This is a genomic window from Leifsonia sp. ZF2019, assembly GCF_019924635.1.
Classification (GTDB): domain Bacteria; phylum Actinomycetota; class Actinomycetes; order Actinomycetales; family Microbacteriaceae; genus Leifsonia.
Map to the genome: position 1 here is coordinate 2629410 of NZ_CP065037.1, position 16454 is coordinate 2645863.

Sequence of the window (16454 nt, forward strand, 5' to 3'; positions counted from 1 at the left end):
TGTTTCCTCGTTCGGGCCCGCGGAACAGCGGGACGGATGATGCGCCGAGAGGCGGGTTCAGAGGGTGCCGATCCAGTTGCGCAGCAGCTGGATGCCGGCGACGCCGGACTTCTCGGGGTGGAACTGGGTGGCGCTCAGCGGGCCGTTCTCGACCGCGGCGACGAAGCGCGGACCGTGCTCGGCCCAGGTGACGCGCGGCCTCGGGAAGGGCCCCGTCACCTCGAGCGTCCAGTCCTGCGCGGCGTAGGAGTGGACGAAGTAGAAGCGCTCATCGCGCAGGCCGGCGAACAGCACGGAGTCCTCTGGGGCGTCCACCGTGTTCCAGCCCATGTGCGGCACGACCTCGGCCTCCAGCAGCCCGACGGTGCCCGGCCACTCTCCGAGCCCCCCGGTCTCGACGCCGTGCTCGACGCCGCGCTCGAACAGCACCTGCATGCCGACGCAGATGCCGAGCACCGGTCGACCGCCCGCGAGCCGACGGTCGATAACCTCGTCACCGTGCGAGGCGCGCAACGCGTCGATGACCGCGGTGAAGGCACCGACGCCCGGCACCAGCAGGCCGTCGGCCTCCAGCGCACGCCGCCGGTCGCCGGTGAGCTCCACGTTCGCGCCCGCCGCCTCGAGCGCCTTGACGGCCGAGTGGACGTTGCCGGAGCCGTAGTCGAAGACGACGACGTCGGGTGTGCCGGAAGCCGTCACAGCGCGCCCTTGGTCGACGGGATGCCGTTCACCAGCGGATCCAGCGCCTTCGCCTGGCGGAACGCACGCGCGAACGCCTTGAACTCCGCCTCCGCGATGTGGTGCGGGTCGCGCCCGCCGATGACGGTGACGTGCGTCGTCATGGCCGCGTTGAAGGAGATGGCCTCGAAGACGTGACGCACCATCGAGCCCGTGAAGTGACCGCCGATGAGGTGGAACTCGAACCCGGCGGGCTCACCGCCGTGCACCAGGTACGGGCGGCCGGAGAGGTCGACGACCGCCTGGACCAGGGCCTCGTCCAGGGGCACGAGCGCATCGCCGTACCGGGAGATGCCGCTCTTGTCGCCGAGCGCCTGACGGATCGCCTGACCGAGCACGATGCCGACGTCCTCGACGGTGTGGTGCACGTCGATCTGCGTGTCACCGTTCGCGCGCACGCGCAGGTCGGTCAGCGAGTGCTTCGCGAACGCCGTGAGCAGGTGGTCGTAGAACGGGACGCTGGTGGCGATCTCGGAGACGCCCGTCCCGTCGAGGTCGAGGCTCAGCTCGATGCTCGACTCGCTGGTCTCGCGCTGCAGGCTGGCGGTGCGATCGGTCATGACTGCGAGTTTACTGGGACGGCGGACGCGCTGCCGGACGGGCGCCCGAGCGCGGCCAGCGCCTCCAGGAAGGCGGTGGTCTCTGCCTCGGTCCCCGCGGTTACCCGCAAGTGGTTCGGGATGCCCACGTCGCGGATCAGGATGCCGCGCTCCAACAGCGCCTCGAAGACCGCGTGCGGGTCCTCCACTCCGCCGAACAGCACGAAGTTGCTGCCGCTGCGGTGCGGCGCGTATCCCAGGGCCGCGAGTTCGACGACGAGCCGGTCGCGCTGCTGCCGGATCTCCCCCACCATCGCGAGCATCTCGTCCGCGTGGGCGAGGGCGCCCACCGCCGCCGCCTGGGTCAGCGCCGACAGGTGGTACGGGAGGCGCACCAGACGAAGGGCGTCGACGACGGCCGGGTCGGCGGCGAGATAGCCGACGCGGGCGCCGGCGAAGGCGAAGGCCTTGCTCATGGTCCGCGAGACCAGGAGACGGGGGCGCCCGTCGAGCAGAGCGAGAGCGGACGGCTCTCCCTCGGGCATGAACTCGGCGTAGGCCTCGTCCACGACGACGATGCCACGGGCCGCGTCATACGCGGCTTCGATCGTCGCGAGGCCCAGCGGGGTGCCGGTGGGGTTGTTGGGCGAACAGAGGATGACGATGTCGGGGTCGGTGCGGCGGATCTCCGCCGCGGCGGTCTCCGGCGTCAGCTCGTAGTCGGTGTCGCGCGGCCCGGCGATCCAGTCGGTGCCGGTGCCGGATGCGAGCAACGGGTACATCGAGTACGTCGGGGCGAACCCGAGCAGGCTGCGGCCCGGCCCTCCGAACGCCTGCAGGATGTGCTGCAGCACTTCGTTGGATCCGTTCGCCGCCCAGATCCGGCTCGCGTCGAGGCCGTGGCCGAGGTAGCGCGCGAAGGCCTCGCGCAACTCCGTGAACTCGCGGTCGGGGTAGCGGTTGACGCCCGTGATGGCGACCGCGACGCGGGAGACGATGTCCGCCGCGACGTCCTCCGGCACCGGATGCGTGTTCTCGTTCACGTTGAGAGCGACGGGAACCGACTTCTGCGGGGCACCGTACGGCGTCCGTCCACGCAGGTCATCACGGATCGGGAGATCGGAAAGGGAGGTCACCACTCCATGCTAGCCAGGTCGACCGGCACGACTCCCCCGTATGACGCCCGGTCGATCGCGCTGCTCAGTGCTCGTACTTGGTCTCAGTGCTCGTACTTGGTCGGGACCGCGAGCTGCTGCCCGGGCGACACGACGCCGGAGGCGTCGAGCCCGTTCAGCTGCACCAGGTCGGCGATGACGTCGCGAGGATCGGCGCTCGGCGCGATGCGCTCCGCGACCGTCCAGAGCGAGTCGCCCGACTCCACCGTCACGTGCTGGAAGGCCACGTGGGCCTGCTCGCTGGTCGCCACGGCGCCGCCCCCATTGAGCGCGAACACCAGGGCTCCGAGGATGAGCGGGAGAGCCGCGAGCGTCGTCAGCACAGCCCGACCGCGTCGCGTGAGACGCAGCCGCGTGCGTGCGCCCGCGGGAAGAGCGGGAATCGTGCTGCTCACCATCACCGTCGTGCTCATGGCCGTGACCTCCTCGTGCGTCGCTGATGCGAAGCTGTGTTCCGAATGTATCTTCGAATGTCCGAAACCGCAAGACCCGATGCGCCCGAGAAATCCGCCCACGGATTTCGAGACACACTCGAACACATGTTTGTTTCCGGCCGTATCGTGGATACAGTTTCGATTGTCTGGACTTCACCTTTCCAGGCACCACCGACATTCGGGACGAGCGGATGCGGTCGAGCTCACGAAGGGACGAGCGTGTCGAACGAGAATCAGGCTCCGCGGGGCGGCACGCGCCGCCGAAAGAACCTCAGCGAGAAGCAGCTCGCCATCCTCGACGTGATCCAGAAGTCCGTGAACCAGCGGGGCTATCCGCCGAGCATGCGCGAGATCGGCGACGCCGTCGGCCTCTCCTCCCTCTCGTCGGTCACTCACCAGCTCAACCAGCTGGAGCTGAGCGGGTACCTGCGCCGCGACCCGAACCGCCCCCGCGCCCTCGAGATCCTCATCGACCTGCCGTCGTCGTCGTCCGAGTCCGTCGACTACGAGAACCAGACCCCTGTCGGCGACGCCGCGATGGTCCCACTCGTCGGCCGCATCGCCGCCGGCGTGCCGATCACGGCCGAGCAACAGGTGGAGGAGGTCTTCCCCCTCCCCCGCCAGCTGGTCGGCAACGGCGAGCTCTTCATGCTCAAGGTCGTCGGCGAGTCGATGATCGACGCCGCCATCACCGACGGCGACTGGGTCGTGGTGCGCCAGCAGAACACCGCGGAGAACGGCGACATCGTGGCGGCGATGCTCGACGAGGAGGCCACCGTCAAGGTCTTCCGGCAGCGTGACGGCCACACGTGGCTGCTGCCGCGCAACTCCAACTTCGAGCCGATCCTGGGCGACTACGCGCAGATCCTCGGCAAGGTCGTCGCCGTCCTCCGCGCCGTCTGACCCCTCCCGGGCGTCACGATTTGGACCAAATGTCGCGTTTGCGGAGCCGATAGGCGTTATTTAGTCCACATGGGCATGGGGATGCGCGCGCATCAGGCCCAGCCGAGCTCCTGCAGCTTCGCGTCGTCGAGGCCGTAGTAGTGCCCGATCTCGTGCACCAGTGTCACCCGCACACGGGCGCGCAGCTCGTCGACGTCCGAGCAGCTCTCCTCCAGGTTGTTGCGGAACAGCGTGATGCGGTCCGGCAGCTCACCGAATCCATAGACGCCGCGGGTCGTCAGCGGCCGTCCGCTGTAGAGCCCGAACAGGCGCGGCCGCTCCCCCGACGGCTGGTCCTGGATGAGGAACGCCACGTTGTCGAGGTGCCCGACGATCGCGTCCGGCAGCGCGTCGAACACGGCGCCCACCAGCTCCTCGAACTCGGCGTCGGTCATCTGCACCATGCGCCCATCCTCGCGCACGGGGCACGGCAGAGGGGCGCCGTCCGCCCACGGCGGAACGACGCCCTTCGGCGACCGGGAGGGTCAGGCCTCGACGGACACGCGCTCGCGCACCGCGCGCGTCGCCTCGATGATGTTGCGGAGCGATGCGACAGTCTCGTCGTATCCCCGTGTCTTCAGTCCGCAGTCCGGGTTGACCCAGAGCTGGCGACCGGGGATCGCGCCGAGCGCCGTCTCGAGCAGCTCGGTGACCTCGGCGACGGAGGGGACGCGCGGCGAGTGGATGTCGTAGACGCCCGGGCCGATGCCGTGCTCGAAGCCGGAGGTCTGGACGTCGTGCACGACCTCCATGCGGCTGCGCGCGGCCTCGATGCTGGTGACGTCGGCGTCGAGGTTGCGGATCGCGTCGATGACCACACCGAACTCCGAGTAGCAGAGGTGGGTGTGGATCTGCGTCTCGTCGCGCACGCCGGCCGTCGCGAGCCGGAAGGAGCCGACCGACCAGTCCAGGTACTCGTCCTGCGCGGCACGCTTCAGCGGCAGCAGCTCGCGCAGCGCGGGCTCGTCCACCTGGACGACGCGGATGCCCGCGGCCTCGAGGTCCTCGATCTCGTCGCGCAGCGCGAGCGCGACCTGGCGGGCGGTCTCGCCGAGCGGCTGGTCGTCGCGCACGAACGACCAGGCGAGGATCGTCACCGGACCCGTCAGCATCCCCTTGACCGGCTTGTCGGTGAGGCTCTGCGTGTACGTCGACCAGTCCACCGTGATCGGCTTCGGTCGCGAGACGTCCCCCCACAGGATGGACGGACGCGTGCAGCGCGATCCATAGGACTGCACCCAGCCGTTCTGGGTGACGGCGAACCCGTCGAGGTTCTCCGCGAAGTACTGCACCATGTCGTTGCGCTCGGGCTCGCCGTGCACGATGACGTCGATGCCGATCTCCTCCTGCAGGTCGACGACGCGCTTGATCTCGGCCTGCATCCTGGCGAGGTACTCCGCCTCGGTGATGAGCCCTTTCACCAACTGTGCGCGGGAGCGGCGGATGTCGCCGGTCTGCGGGAAGGAGCCGATGGTCGTGGTCGGGAGGAACGGCAGGCCGAGCGCCGCGTCCTGGGCCGCGAGCCGGTCCTCGTAGGCGCCGCGGCGGAAGTCGGCCTCGGTGAGCGCGGCCTCGCGGGCGCGCACCGCGTCGACCCGGACGCCCGGGGCGGAGGCGCGGTCCGCGAGCGACGCGGTCGCCGCCGTGAGCTCGTCCTGGATGGCCTCGTGGCCGTCCACCAGGCCGCGGGCCAGCACGGCGACCTGCCCGACCTTCTGGTCGGCGAACGCGAGCCACCCCTTCAGGCGAGCGTCGAGGTCGGGCTCGTCCTCGACGTCGTGCGGCACGTGCAGCAGCGAGGTGGAGGTGGAGACGGCGACGTCGGGGCTGAGCGACAGCAGCTCGGTGAGCGTGCCGAACGCGGCCTCGAGATCGCCGCGCCAGATGTTGTGGCCGTCGATCACGCCGCCGACGACGGTCTTGGTCGCGAGCGACCCGGCTGTCGCCGCGTCCAGCCCGGACGGCAGCGAGCCCCGGACGAGGTCGAGTGAGAGGGCCTCGATCGGCGAGGCGGCGAGGACGGGGAGTGCGTCGTCCAGGCTGCCGTACGGGGCGGCGACGAAGATCGCCGGGCGGTCGGCTGCGCCGCCCAGCGCGGAATAGGCGGTACGGAGCGCCTCCAGGACGGCCTCCCGCGGCTCCTCGATGCTCTCGCTGACGAGGGCCGGCTCGTCGAGCTGCACCCACGGTGCGCCGGCGGCGTCGAGCCGGGCGAGCAGCTCGCGGTACACCGGCAGGAGGTCGGCCAGGCGCGACAGCGGCCGGAAGCCCTCCGGCGCCTCGTCCGACGCCTTGCTGAGCAGCAGGAATGTCACCGGGCCGACGATCACCGGTCGGGTGACGAAGCCGGCGCCGCGCGCCTCCTCGAACTCGCGGACGAGACGGTCCGACGCGAGGCGGAAGTCGGTCTCCGGGCCGATCTCCGGCACCAGATAGTGGTAGTTGGAGTCGAACCACTTCGTCATCTCGAGCGGGGCGTTGTCGCCCTCGCCCCGCGCGATGGTGAAGTAGCCGGCGAGGTCGACGGAGCCGTCCGCGCGCGCGAGGCCGGAGAACCGGCTCGGTACGGCGCCGACGGCGACGGCCGCGTCGAGCACCTGGTCGTAGTAGCTGAAGCTCTCGGGGATGGAGGCGTCGTCGCGGCCCAGCCCGAGGCTCGCAAGCCGCTCGCGGGTGGCGGCGCGCAGTCCGGCCGCGGTCGCTTCCAGCTCTGCGGCATCGATCGTGCCGGCCCAGAAGGACTCGACCGCCTTCTTGAGCTCGCGACGGCGTCCGATGCGCGGGTAGCCGAGGATCGTTCCCGCCGGGAAGGCGGCACGGGAGGTGGAGGTCATGGTGGAGCCCTTTCGGTTGCGTCAGGAGGTGGAGACGGCGGAGGTGGCGTCGGCGGGCAGGACGCCGATCCGGTCGAGGACGGACAGCACCGCCTCGCTCTGGTTGAAGGTGTAGAGGTGGAGGCCGGGGGCGCCGCCGTCGAGCAGGCGCCGGCCCAGGTTCGCAGCCCACGCGATGCCGATCTCGCGGCGGCCCTCGTCCGTGGGCTCCACCTCGAGCTGGATGGCCAGGTCGCTGGGGAGGTCCTCGCCGCTCAGCTCGAGCATGCGGGCGAGACGCCCCGGCGATGTCACCGGCATGATGCCGGGCAGGATCGGGAAGGTGACACCCGCGTCCTTCGCTTTCTGTGCGAACGACAGGTAGTCCTCGGCGTGGAAGAACAGCTGGGTGATCCCGAGGTTGGCGCCGGCGGCCTGCTTGGCGAGCAGGGCGTCGATGTCCTGCGACAGCGAATGGGAGGCGGGATGCCCGTTGGGGAACGCCGCGACCGCGATCTGCACGTGCTCGCGATGGGCGAGCACGGCCTGGGCGTGCAGCTCCGGCACCGGCAGCTCCCCGTACGGAACGCGCTCCGCCTGGACGCGGTGGATGAGCTGGACCAGTTCGGCCGAGCTGCGGATGTCACCGAGGCCGTCGTCGCCGGGTGCGGCGTCTTCCGGCGGGTCGCCGCGCACGGCCAGGAAGCGCCGGACCCCCGCGTCGAGGAATTCACGGATGAGCCGGTTGGCCTCCTCGTGGGACGAGCCGACGCACGTGAGGTGCGCCATGGGGCTGACGTCGGTGTGCTCCAGGATCTGACGGAGCACGTCGAGCGAGGAGGTCCGCGACGAGCCGTTCGCCCCGTACGTGACGGAGATGAAGTCCGGTCGGGCGGCGGCGAGCCGCGCGATGGTCGCGGGCAGCGCGGCGGCGGCGCGCTCGTTGCGCGGCGGGTAGAGCTCGAAGGAGTACCGGGAGGTGGTACAGCTCATGGCGTCCTCAGGTGGTCGATCAGCGGCACGGGCACCCGGCCCGGCCGACGGCGCGCGTCGGGCGGAGCGGGTTCACGGGCGGGTGCCGGGCTCGGCTGTCGCACCACCGAGCGGATGACCGCGTCGGTTGAGTGAAGAATCTACAGGCGACGAAGGCCGGACGGAATCGTCTGTGTCATCATTCGACACACGCTCCCGTCCGGCCTCGTCACCTCCGGTCGTCGTTCAGACCGCGAACGGCTCGAACACCGCCGCGTACTCCGGCATGATCTTCGCGTGGACCCGCGTGCCCTCCTCCACGTATTCCGTGGAGAGGACACGTCCGCGCTCGTGCAGGGCCGAGATCAGGTCGCCCCGGTCGTACGGCACGACGAGCCGCACCTCGACCGACAGGTCGGGCAGCAGCCGGGCGATCGCCGCGAGCACCTCGTCGATCCCCTCACCCGTGCGGGCGGAGGCGAAGATCGCTCCGGGCTCCAGCCCGCGCAGCACCAGCCGCTCGTCCGGGCCGATCAGGTCGGCCTTGTTGAAGACCACGATCTCCGGGATGTCGCGCGCCCCGACCTCGCCGATCACGTCGCGCACTGTCGCCAGCTGCGACGCCGGGTCGGGATGCGAGCCGTCGACGACGTGGAGGATCACATCGGAGTCGGCCACCTCCTCCAGCGTCGAGCGGAACGCCTCCACCAGCTGGTGCGGCAGGTTGCGCACGAAGCCGACGGTGTCGGCGAGGGTGTACAGGCGGCCGTCGGCGGTCACGGAGCGGCGCACGGTCGCGTCGAGCGTGGCGAACAGGGCGTTCTCGACGAGCACGCCCGCCTTGGTCACCCGGTTCAGAAGGCTCGACTTGCCGGCGTTGGTGTAGCCGGCGATCGCGACGGAGGGCACGGAGTTGCGGTTGCGGTTCGCGCGCTTCGCCTCGCGGGCGGGCTTGAACCCGGCGATCTGCTTGCGCAGTTTCGCCATCCGGGTGTGGATGCGCCGACGGTCCAGCTCGATCTTCGTCTCACCGGGACCGCGCGACCCCATGCCCGCACCGGCGCCGCCGACCTGGCCACCGGCCTGGCGAGACATCGACTCGCCCCAGCCGCGCAGGCGCGGAAGCAGGTACTCGAGCTGCGCGAGCTCCACCTGCGCCTTGCCCTCGCGGCTCTTGGCGTGCTGGCTGAAGATGTCGAGGATCACCGCGGTGCGGTCGATCACCTTCACCTTCACGACGTCCTCGAGCGCGCGCCGCTGGCTCGACGCCAGCTCGGTGTCGGCCACGACGGTGTCCGCGCCGAGCGCGGCGACGATGCCCGCCAGTTCCTCCGCCTTGCCGCGCCCGAGGTAGGTACTCGGGTCCGGATGCGGGCGGCGCTGGAGCAGGCCGTCGAGCACGACGGCGCCCGCGGTCTCCGCCAGGGCGGCGAGCTCGCGCATGGAGTTCTCGGCGTCCTGCAGGGTGCCCTGCGAGTACACGCCGATGAGCACCACGTTCTCGAGTCGGAGCTGCCGGTACTCGACCTCGGTGACGTCCTCGAGCTCGGTCGAGAGCCCGCTGACGCGGCGGAGTGCCGCGCGCTCCTCCCGGTCGAACTGCTCGCCGTCGTGGGAGCCGTCGGCGGTCGCCGTGGACTGGAGCGCCTGCGCGCCCGTCCCGAACAGCGTCACGCTCGCACGGTTCTTCTCGGTCGCGAGCACGCGCGCGACGACGTCGTCGGTGCCGTGTTCTTCGATTTCGGTTCGTTCAGTCATTCTTCGTCCCCGTTCCGGGTCCATCCCAGTTTGTCAGTTCGGCTGCGTCCTGTACGGTCCTCTTATGGCGAGCGGAGACCACTACTTTTCCACGGCTCCCGAGAGCGAGATGAACCTGCGGCCCATCACCGTACGGCTGGCCGGCCAGACGTACGAGCTGACGACCGCGAACGGCATCTTCAGCCCCGAGCGCATCGATACGGGAACGAGAGTCCTGCTCGACCATGTCCCCGCTGCGCCGCCCGGAGGTCAGTTCCTCGACCTGGGCTGCGGCTGGGGACCGCTGGCTCTCACACTGGCTCTCGAATCCCCTCATGCGACGGTCTGGGCCGTCGACGTCAACACCCGAGCCCTGGATGTGGTGCGCTTGAACGCGCAGAAGCTCGGTCTCACCAATATTAACCCCGTCACCCCCGACGATGTTCCCGACGACCTGCTGTTCACGGCGATCTGGTCCAATCCGCCCATCCGGATCGGCAAGGACGAGCTGCACAACATCCTCACCCGCTGGCTCCCGCGCCTCGAGCCGGGGTCGGACGCGTGGCTGGTCGTGCAGCGCAATCTCGGCAGCGACTCCCTGCACCGCTGGATCGAGGCGGCCCTGCCTGAGCTGAAGACGACGCGCGCCGCGATCTCCAAGGGCTACCGCGTCCTCCGCTCGCACCGGCCGCGGCGCACCGCTGACGACTGAACCTCCGGGACGCGGCCGGAGCATTCGTGCCCAGCGCCGCTCGGCTCAGGCGAGCTCGAGGGTGCCCGTGTAGACCAGTTCCGCCGGGCCGCTGAGGGCGACGTGCTCGCCGTCCTCCGTGGCGAACATGCGCACGCCCACGGTCCCGCCCGGCACATCGACGCGCCACTGATTCGGTGCGCCGTCTCCCGCCCAGTACCGCACCGCGAGCGCCGCGGCGGCCGCGCCTGTTCCGCACGAGAGCGTCTCGCCGCTGCCGCGCTCGTGCACGCGCATCCGGATGCGGCCGACGCCGTCCTTGACGAGCGGCTCGTGCGGCACGACGAACTCGACGTTCGCGCCGTGCTCGGGCGCCGGCTCGAGGTGCGGGATGTACGTGAGGTCGGCGGCCTCCAGCTCGCTCTCGTCCGCGACCGCGACGACGACGTGCGGGTTGCCCATGTCGATGCCGAGGCCCGGGCGCGCGACCGGGAGCTCCTTCGCGCGCACCAGGGGCTCGCCGCCGTCGAGGTCCCAGCGCCCGAGGTCGACCTGGAATCCGGTGAGGTTGCGCTGCACATCGCGGACGCCTGAGCGGGTCCCGATGGCGAGGGTGTCTCCGTCGGCGAGCTCCACGAGCCCCGATTCGATCAGGAAGCGGGTGTAGACGCGGATGCCGTTGCCGCACATCTCGGCCGCCGATCCGTCGGCGTTGTAGTAGTCCATGAACCACTCGGCGCCCTCGTCCTCCGCGAGTGCCTCGACGCCCTCCGGGAGGTGCTTGGACTTCACCGCGCGGATGACGCCGTCGGCTCCGACGCCGAAGTGGCGGTCGCAGATCTCGGCGATCTGCGCGGCCGTCAGCGGAAGCCGTCCGTCCGGGTCGGAGTAGAGCACGAAGTCGTTGCCCGTGCCCTGACCTTTGGTGAAGTGGAGTGTCGCCATGCTCACAGCCTAGCGAGCGCCGCGTCCACGATCGCCGGGTCGTCGTACGCCAGCCAGTGGAGGTCCGGGTACCGTTTGAACCAGCTCACCTGGCGTCGCGCGTAGCGACGGGTCAACTGCTGGGTCCGGCCGATCGCCTCGGCCGTCGTCAGCTCGCCGCGCAGCTCGGCGAGGGCCTGGGCGTATCCGATGGCGCGGCCAGCGGTGATGCCGCGCTCGATCCCTCGAGGGATCAGGCCGCGCACCTCGTCGAGCAGGCCGTCGGCCCACATGCGCTCGACGCGGGCGTCGAGCCGGGTCACGAGCTCGTCGCGCGGCGCCGCCAGTCCCAGGAGCGTCACCGGCCGCCAGGGAACGGGCGTCTCGGGCAGGGTGCCGCTCACCGGCTCGCCGGTCAGCTCGGCGACCTCCAGGGCGCGCACGATGCGTCGGCCGTTCGTCGACCCGATGCGCGCGGCGGCCACGGGGTCGACCGCGGCCAGCCGTCGGTGGAGCATCCCCGGTCCCTGCGCCGCGAGCTCGGTCTCGAGACGCGCCCGCAGCTCCGGGTCGGTGCCGGGGAACCGGAAGTCGAACACCACGCTGGAGACGTAGAGCCCGGATCCGCCGACCAGGATCGGGACCGCACCGCGCGCCAGGATGTCGTCGACCGCGGCCCGTGCCTCGGGCTGATACCGGGCGACCGTGGCCTCCTCGGTGACGTCGAGGACGTCGAACAGGTGGTGCGGCACACCGCGCCACTCGCTCGCGGGGATCTTGGCCGTGCCGATGTCCATGCCGCGGTAGAGCTGCATGGCGTCGGCGTTGACGACCTCCGCGGCCTGTCCGCGCGCGCGCAGGCGCTCGGCGAGCGCGAGCGAGAGGTCGGTCTTGCCGGTTCCGGTGGCCCCGACGATCGCGACGACGCCGGGGCCGTCGGCGTTCAGCGCTGGCCGTCCGTCGGGTCGTAGATCGGCATCGTCCCGACGCCGGGCGAGGTCAGTGGCTCACGCGTGCGCAGCGTCGGGAGACCGAGAGACACGCGACCGCCGGCGTCGGCTGTGGCACCCGAACCGTGGGCGGGGACGGCACAGGACTCGGCCTCAGCGCGATCCCACGCGTCGCCCGCCTGCGTCCGACGCACCCGGAACGGACCGTCGGCGACGGCGTCGGCGATGAGGTAGTGCGGAGCGGCCTGCGTGACGCGCACCGTGACCACATCGCCCGGCCGCGGCGCCTCCGCTCCCGCCGGGAGCTCGAAGTGCACCAGGCGGCTGTCGCGGGCGCGACCGCTGAGCCGGCGCGTGTCGGCGTCCTTGCGGCCCTCGCCGTTGGCGACGAGCAGCTCGACCTCGCGGCCCACCAGCTTCTCGTTCTCTTCGAGCGAGATGCGCTCCTGCAGTGCGATCAGGCGGTCGTAACGCTCCTGCACGACCTCCTTGGGCACCTGGTCGTCCATCGTCGCGGCGGGGGTACCGGGACGGATCGAGTACTGGAACGTGAACGCCGAGGCGAACCGGGCCGCCTCCACGACGCGCATGGTCTCGAGGAAGTCCTCCTCGGTCTCGCCGGGGAACCCGACGATGATGTCGGTGCTGATCGCGGCGTCCGGCAGCTTGGCGCGCACGCGGTCGAGGATGCCGAGGAACTTCTCGGAGCGGTACGACCGGCGCATGCTGCGGAGGATCCGGTCGGAGCCCGACTGCAGCGGCATGTGGAGCTGCGGCATGACGTTCGGCGTCTCGGCCATGGCGTCGATCACATCGTCGGTGAACGCCGCCGGGTGCGGGCTGGTGAACCGGATGCGCTCCAGGCCCTCGATGCGCCCGGCCGCCCGCAGCAGCTTGCTGAACGCCTGCCGGTCGCCGAACTCCACGCCGTAGGAGTTCACGTTCTGCCCGAGCAGGGTGACCTCGATCGCGCCGTCGTCGACGAGTGCCTGGATCTCCGCGAGGATGTCGCCCGGGCGGCGGTCCTTCTCCTTGCCGCGCAGCGAGGGCACGATGCAGAAGGTGCAGGTGTTGTTGCAGCCCACCGAGATGGAGACCCACCCGGAGTAGGAGGAGTCGCGCTTCGTCGGCAGTGTGGAGGGGAACGTCTCGAGCGACTCGAGGATCTCGATCTCGGCGTCGTCGTTGTGGCGCGCGCGCTCGAGGAGGCTCGGTAGCGCACCCATGTTGTGGGTCCCGAAGACGACGTCGACCCAGGGCGCCTTCTCGAGGATGACGTTCTTGTCCTTCTGCGCGAGGCAGCCGCCGACGGCGATCTGCATGCCCTCGTGACGGCGCTTGATGCCGGCGAGGTGTCCGAGGTTGCCGTACAGCTTGTTGTCGGCGTTCTCGCGCACGGCGCAGGTGTTGATGACGACGATGTCGGCTTCGGCGCCGTCGGCCGGAACGTAGCCGGCGGCTTCGAGGGACCCGCTGAGCCGCTCGGAGTCGTGCACGTTCATCTGGCAGCCGAACGTGCGGACCTCGTAGGTCCGTGCCGTGCCGTCGGCACGGAGGGCTGCCGCCGAGGGCTCGATGACGCTGCGCTGTTCGATGATGCTCATGATGCCGACAATTCTACGTTCGCCTCGCCGCGGCTCAGAACAGCGTGGATCGCGCGGAGGGATGTCCCGGGGATGCCAGCCTCCCGCCTACTGGAACCGCACGCCGCCGCGCCGACGCGAAGCCAGGGCGGCCTCCATCGCCTGCCGCACGATCGCGGAGCTGTAGCCCTTGCGGGCCAGGAAACCGTGGAGACGACGACGCACCGTCTCGTCGTCGTAGGACGACAGCTGGCCGATGCGCTTGACAGCGAGCTCGGTGGCGCGCTCCAGCTCGTCCTCGTCGGCGATGTCGGCCAGCGCGATCTCGATGAGCTCGGGATCGATGTGCCGCTGCTTCAGCTCCTGCTCGATCGCGGTGCGCCCGAGCCCCTTGCGGCTGTGCTGCGTGAACGCCAGGCTCACGGCGAGCGACGCGTCGTCGATCACGCCGAGCGTCTCGAGGCGATCCAGCTCGGGGCCGAACACCTCGGGTTCGATCTCGCGCTTGAGGAGGACCTGCTCCAGCTCCCACCGGGACATGCCCCGGCGTGCCAACTGCCGGATGGTGACCGCTGAGACCTTCTTCGCCTGGCGATCGGCTTCGTCGTCGTCCTGATCGACGGAGGTCACGGCTGCGGCCGCTGCGGTGGCAGCCGCTCGTCCGTCGTCCGCCCACGTGTTGTTCCATCGAGTGGCGCCGGGGAGTTCGACGATCCTCGCGTCCGCACCCTCGTCGCCGGGCTCATGCTCGGTCTCGCGCGCGACTCCTCGCGCCGTTCCGGCCGGATGCCGGCTCTCCACGCCACGCGACGCCGGCCGCCGCAGCGGAGTGACGGGCGCGAGGCGGTCCCCGTCGCCCCCTCCGTTCATCGGCTCGTTCTTCGCTTCACCGAACGGATCGGATGGAAACCTCACGACCATGAAGCTCTCCTCGAACACCTCTCGCGCGATGCACGGACAAACGGTCGGCGACTGGCGGGTCGCACGGACCCGCCAGTCGACGTCAGGCGCCCTTGCGTGCCCGCAGCTTCTCCTCGATGGACTCGACCTCGCCCTGCGGCTGCGCGACGGGGTTGGGGTCGGGGACGATGCCGAGCTTGATCTTGATCTTCGTCTCGATCTCGGCGGCGATGTCCGGGTTCGCGATGAGGAAGTTGCGCGAGTTCTCCTTGCCCTGCCCGAGCTGGTCGCCCTCGTACGTGTACCAGGCGCCGGACTTCTTGACGAGCCCGTGCTCCACCCCGAAGTCGAGCAGGCTGCCCTCGCGGGAGATGCCGACGCCGTACAGGATGTCGAACTCCGCCTGCTTGAAGGGCGGCGCCATCTTGTTCTTGACGACCTTGACGCGCGTGCGGTTACCGACCGCGTCGGCGCCGTCCTTCAGGGTTTCGATGCGGCGGATGTCGAGTCGGACCGACGCGTAGAACTTGAGCGCCTTTCCACCGGCGGTGGTCTCGGGGCTCCCGAAGAAGACGCCGATCTTCTCGCGTAGCTGGTTGATGAAGATCATCGTGGTGTTGGTCTGGTTGAGCCCACCGGTCAGCTTGCGCAGGGCCTGCGACATGAGGCGGGCCTGCAGGCCGACGTGGGAGTCGCCCATCTCGCCCTCGATCTCGGCACGCGGCACGAGCGCCGCGACGGAGTCGATGACGATGAGGTCGATGGAACCGCTTCGCACGAGCATGTCGGCGATCTCGAGCGCCTGCTCACCGGTGTCGGGCTGCGACACGAGGAGGGCGTCGATGTCGACGCCGAGCTTTCGGGCGTACTCGGGGTCGAGAGCGTGCTCTGCGTCGATGAAGGCAGCGATTCCGCCGGCCCGCTGCGCATTGGCGATCGCGTGCAGCGTCAGGGTCGTCTTACCCGACGACTCCGGGCCGTAGATCTCGACGATGCGGCCGCGCGGGAGCCCGCCGATGCCGAGCGCGACGTCGAGCGCGATCGAGCCGGTCGGGACGACCTCCACCGGGGCGCGCTCGTCGCTGCCCAGTCGCATGACCGAGCCTTTTCCGAACTGACGGTCGATCTGCGCGAGTGCGGTCTCGAGCGCCTTCTCGCGGTCTGCGGGTGATGGCATGTGCGGTTCTCCTTCTTACGCTTCGCTGACGAGTCCGACTGTACGAGAGACGTCCGACACGAGGACATCGTCCGGGAGATCTGTGGACAACTCGTTTTCGATTGCGGTTGTGAGGAGAGTCTAGCCACATCCGAACATATCTTCGAGACGTTCGAAGCGGCGTGTCGCGGGACGCGCGGCGCTCAGGCCCGTGGCGCCGGCCGCCCGGCGCCGTGCCAGTGCGCCACCGGGACGCCGGCCTCACGGCACAGCGCGAGCCAGACGTCGCGCGCCGGGAGACCCGCATCCAGCGCCTGCTGCGCGGTGCGGCCACCCAGTTCGCCGAGCACGAGGTCGGTGAGGAGGGCCTGGCCGTAGCCGCTGCCGAACTCGTCGGCGACGGCGCGCTGGAATTCGCTGAGCTTCATGTGTGCGTCCCGGTGGGGTAAGACGAAGGACGCCCCGCGCGGGCGGGGCGTCCTCGAGTCTGGTGGATGGGGATCAGCGAGCGATCAGCGGCGCTTCCATCGCCGTGACGAACTCGTCGGGCACGGTGTCGGGGATGACCGGCTCGAGGCCCTCGAGCACCGCGATGCGGTCCCCGACCTCGCGCATGATGACCGACACCGGCGTCTCCAGTGCGTCGGCGACCGAGGCGAGGATCTCGCTCGACGCCTCCTTCTGTCCGCGCTCGACCTCGCTGAGGTAGCCGAGGGCGACGCTCGCCTTGCTGGCGACCTGCCGCAACGTGCGGCCCTTCTGCAGGCGGAAGTCCCTGAGCACGTCGCCGATTTCCTGACGTACAAGAATCATTCGGAGCCTCCTTCTCAACCCTGCCGACGTATCGATGGATGCCAACTGTACCGCATCCCTGGTGGTCACGATATCGGCGACTACTGG

The 16454-nt window shown here is 70.1% G+C and carries 17 protein-coding genes; 2 read left to right on the top strand and 15 right to left on the bottom strand.

Annotated elements, in window-relative coordinates:
* Positions 1 to 57 precede the first annotated feature (57 nt).
* From hisH to IT072_RS12870, 4 genes are all read right to left on the bottom strand, one after another.
* Positions 58 to 699 (bottom strand): imidazole glycerol phosphate synthase subunit HisH, encoded by a 642-nt coding sequence (hisH, locus tag IT072_RS12855; RefSeq protein WP_223357184.1) that lies wholly within the window; start codon positions 697 to 699, stop codon positions 58 to 60.
* Complete coding sequence (gene hisB, locus IT072_RS12860) at positions 696 to 1298, bottom strand: imidazoleglycerol-phosphate dehydratase HisB (protein WP_223357186.1); 603 nt, start codon at positions 1296 to 1298, stop codon at positions 696 to 698. The genes hisH and hisB overlap by 4 nt, the downstream gene beginning before the upstream one ends.
* Entirely contained in the window at positions 1295 to 2413 is a 1119-nt protein-coding gene (locus IT072_RS12865) for a histidinol-phosphate transaminase (RefSeq protein WP_223357188.1), read from the bottom strand. The genes hisB and IT072_RS12865 overlap by 4 nt, the downstream gene beginning before the upstream one ends.
* A gap of 83 nt (positions 2414 to 2496) precedes the next feature.
* Positions 2497 to 2865 carry a LysM peptidoglycan-binding domain-containing protein gene (locus tag IT072_RS12870; RefSeq protein WP_223357190.1) on the bottom strand — a complete coding sequence of 123 codons (369 nt, stop codon included), beginning with the start codon at positions 2863 to 2865 and terminating at the stop codon, positions 2497 to 2499.
* A 240-nt stretch (positions 2866 to 3105) separates the two neighbouring features.
* Between IT072_RS12870 and lexA the strand changes: the two genes are divergently transcribed.
* Positions 3106 to 3789: a transcriptional repressor LexA gene (gene lexA / locus IT072_RS12875; protein WP_223357192.1), complete on the top strand. Its 684-nt coding sequence runs from the start codon at positions 3106 to 3108 to the stop codon at positions 3787 to 3789.
* Between the two features lie 92 nt (positions 3790 to 3881).
* Here the strand turns inward: lexA and IT072_RS12880 are convergent, their stop codons facing one another.
* From IT072_RS12880 to hflX, 4 genes are all read right to left on the bottom strand, one after another.
* Positions 3882 to 4232 carry a metallopeptidase family protein gene (locus IT072_RS12880; RefSeq protein WP_223357194.1) on the bottom strand — a complete coding sequence of 117 codons (351 nt, stop codon included), beginning with the start codon at positions 4230 to 4232 and terminating at the stop codon, positions 3882 to 3884.
* 81 nt (positions 4233 to 4313) lie between these two features.
* A complete protein-coding gene (metE, locus tag IT072_RS12885) occupies positions 4314 to 6662 on the bottom strand; it encodes a 5-methyltetrahydropteroyltriglutamate--homocysteine S-methyltransferase (protein WP_223357196.1) in 2349 nt (782 codons plus the stop codon).
* A 21-nt stretch (positions 6663 to 6683) separates the two neighbouring features.
* The gene (locus tag IT072_RS12890) at positions 6684 to 7634 is read right to left on the bottom strand and encodes a methylenetetrahydrofolate reductase (RefSeq protein ID WP_223357198.1); all 951 of its coding nucleotides are present in this window, start codon (positions 7632 to 7634) and stop codon (positions 6684 to 6686) included.
* A gap of 225 nt (positions 7635 to 7859) precedes the next feature.
* Complete coding sequence (gene hflX / locus IT072_RS12895) at positions 7860 to 9371, bottom strand: GTPase HflX (RefSeq protein ID WP_223357200.1); 1512 nt, start codon at positions 9369 to 9371, stop codon at positions 7860 to 7862.
* A gap of 64 nt (positions 9372 to 9435) precedes the next feature.
* Here hflX and IT072_RS12900 point away from each other — a divergent pair, with 64 nt between their 5' ends.
* Positions 9436 to 10062 (top strand): class I SAM-dependent methyltransferase, encoded by a 627-nt coding sequence (locus IT072_RS12900; RefSeq protein ID WP_223357202.1) that lies wholly within the window; start codon positions 9436 to 9438, stop codon positions 10060 to 10062.
* Positions 10063 to 10107: 45 nt separating this feature from the next.
* On the opposite strand, the gene dapF is transcribed toward IT072_RS12900, so the two are convergent.
* The 7 genes from dapF to IT072_RS12935 all read right to left on the bottom strand — a co-directional run bounded on the left by dapF (position 10108) and on the right by IT072_RS12935 (position 16367).
* Positions 10108 to 10986, bottom strand: a complete 879-nt coding sequence (gene dapF, locus IT072_RS12905; protein WP_223357205.1) for a diaminopimelate epimerase — start codon at positions 10984 to 10986, stop codon at positions 10108 to 10110.
* Between the two features lie 2 nt (positions 10987 to 10988).
* A complete protein-coding gene (gene miaA / locus IT072_RS12910) occupies positions 10989 to 11912 on the bottom strand; it encodes a tRNA (adenosine(37)-N6)-dimethylallyltransferase MiaA (RefSeq protein ID WP_223360973.1) in 924 nt (307 codons plus the stop codon).
* Positions 11909 to 13519 carry a tRNA (N6-isopentenyl adenosine(37)-C2)-methylthiotransferase MiaB gene (gene miaB, locus IT072_RS12915; RefSeq protein ID WP_223357207.1) on the bottom strand — a complete coding sequence of 537 codons (1611 nt, stop codon included), beginning with the start codon at positions 13517 to 13519 and terminating at the stop codon, positions 11909 to 11911. Before miaB ends, miaA begins: the two co-directional genes overlap by 4 nt.
* Positions 13520 to 13606: 87 nt before the next feature.
* Entirely contained in the window at positions 13607 to 14419 is an 813-nt protein-coding gene (locus tag IT072_RS12920) for a regulatory protein RecX (protein ID WP_223357208.1), read from the bottom strand.
* Positions 14420 to 14501: 82 nt separating this feature from the next.
* Positions 14502 to 15575: a recombinase RecA gene (recA, locus tag IT072_RS12925; RefSeq protein WP_223357209.1), complete on the bottom strand. Its 1074-nt coding sequence runs from the start codon at positions 15573 to 15575 to the stop codon at positions 14502 to 14504.
* 182 nt (positions 15576 to 15757) lie between these two features.
* Complete coding sequence (locus IT072_RS12930; RefSeq protein ID WP_223357210.1) at positions 15758 to 15982, bottom strand: DUF3046 domain-containing protein; 225 nt, start codon at positions 15980 to 15982, stop codon at positions 15758 to 15760.
* A gap of 73 nt (positions 15983 to 16055) precedes the next feature.
* On the bottom strand, positions 16056 to 16367 hold the full coding sequence (locus tag IT072_RS12935; protein ID WP_223357211.1) for a helix-turn-helix domain-containing protein: 312 nt from the start codon (positions 16365 to 16367) through the stop codon (positions 16056 to 16058).
* Positions 16368 to 16454: the final 87 nt, after the last annotated feature.

Excerpts from the sequence above, each read along its gene's own strand:
- hisB (WP_223357186.1), bottom strand. The coding sequence starts at position 1,298 with ATGACCGATCGCACCGCCAGCCTGCAGCGCGAGACCAGCGAGTCGAGC.
- miaB (WP_223357207.1), bottom strand. The coding sequence starts at position 13,519 with ATGAGCATCATCGAACAGCGCAGCGTCATCGAGCCCTCGGCGGCAGCC.
- IT072_RS12890 (WP_223357198.1), bottom strand. The coding sequence starts at position 7,634 with ATGAGCTGTACCACCTCCCGGTACTCCTTCGAGCTCTACCCGCCGCGC.
- dapF (WP_223357205.1), bottom strand. The coding sequence starts at position 10,986 with ATGGCGACACTCCACTTCACCAAAGGTCAGGGCACGGGCAACGACTTC.
- metE (WP_223357196.1), bottom strand. The coding sequence starts at position 6,662 with ATGACCTCCACCTCCCGTGCCGCCTTCCCGGCGGGAACGATCCTCGGC.
- recA (WP_223357209.1), bottom strand. The coding sequence starts at position 15,575 with ATGCCATCACCCGCAGACCGCGAGAAGGCGCTCGAGACCGCACTCGCG.
- IT072_RS12880 (WP_223357194.1), bottom strand. The coding sequence starts at position 4,232 with ATGGTGCAGATGACCGACGCCGAGTTCGAGGAGCTGGTGGGCGCCGTG.
- IT072_RS12920 (WP_223357208.1), bottom strand. The coding sequence starts at position 14,419 with ATGGTCGTGAGGTTTCCATCCGATCCGTTCGGTGAAGCGAAGAACGAG.
- IT072_RS12870 (WP_223357190.1), bottom strand. The coding sequence starts at position 2,865 with ATGAGCACGACGGTGATGGTGAGCAGCACGATTCCCGCTCTTCCCGCG.
- IT072_RS12900 (WP_223357202.1), top strand. The coding sequence starts at position 9,436 with ATGGCGAGCGGAGACCACTACTTTTCCACGGCTCCCGAGAGCGAGATG.
- hflX (WP_223357200.1), bottom strand. The coding sequence starts at position 9,371 with ATGACTGAACGAACCGAAATCGAAGAACACGGCACCGACGACGTCGTC.
- IT072_RS12930 (WP_223357210.1), bottom strand. The coding sequence starts at position 15,982 with ATGAAGCTCAGCGAATTCCAGCGCGCCGTCGCCGACGAGTTCGGCAGC.
- IT072_RS12935 (WP_223357211.1), bottom strand. The coding sequence starts at position 16,367 with ATGATTCTTGTACGTCAGGAAATCGGCGACGTGCTCAGGGACTTCCGC.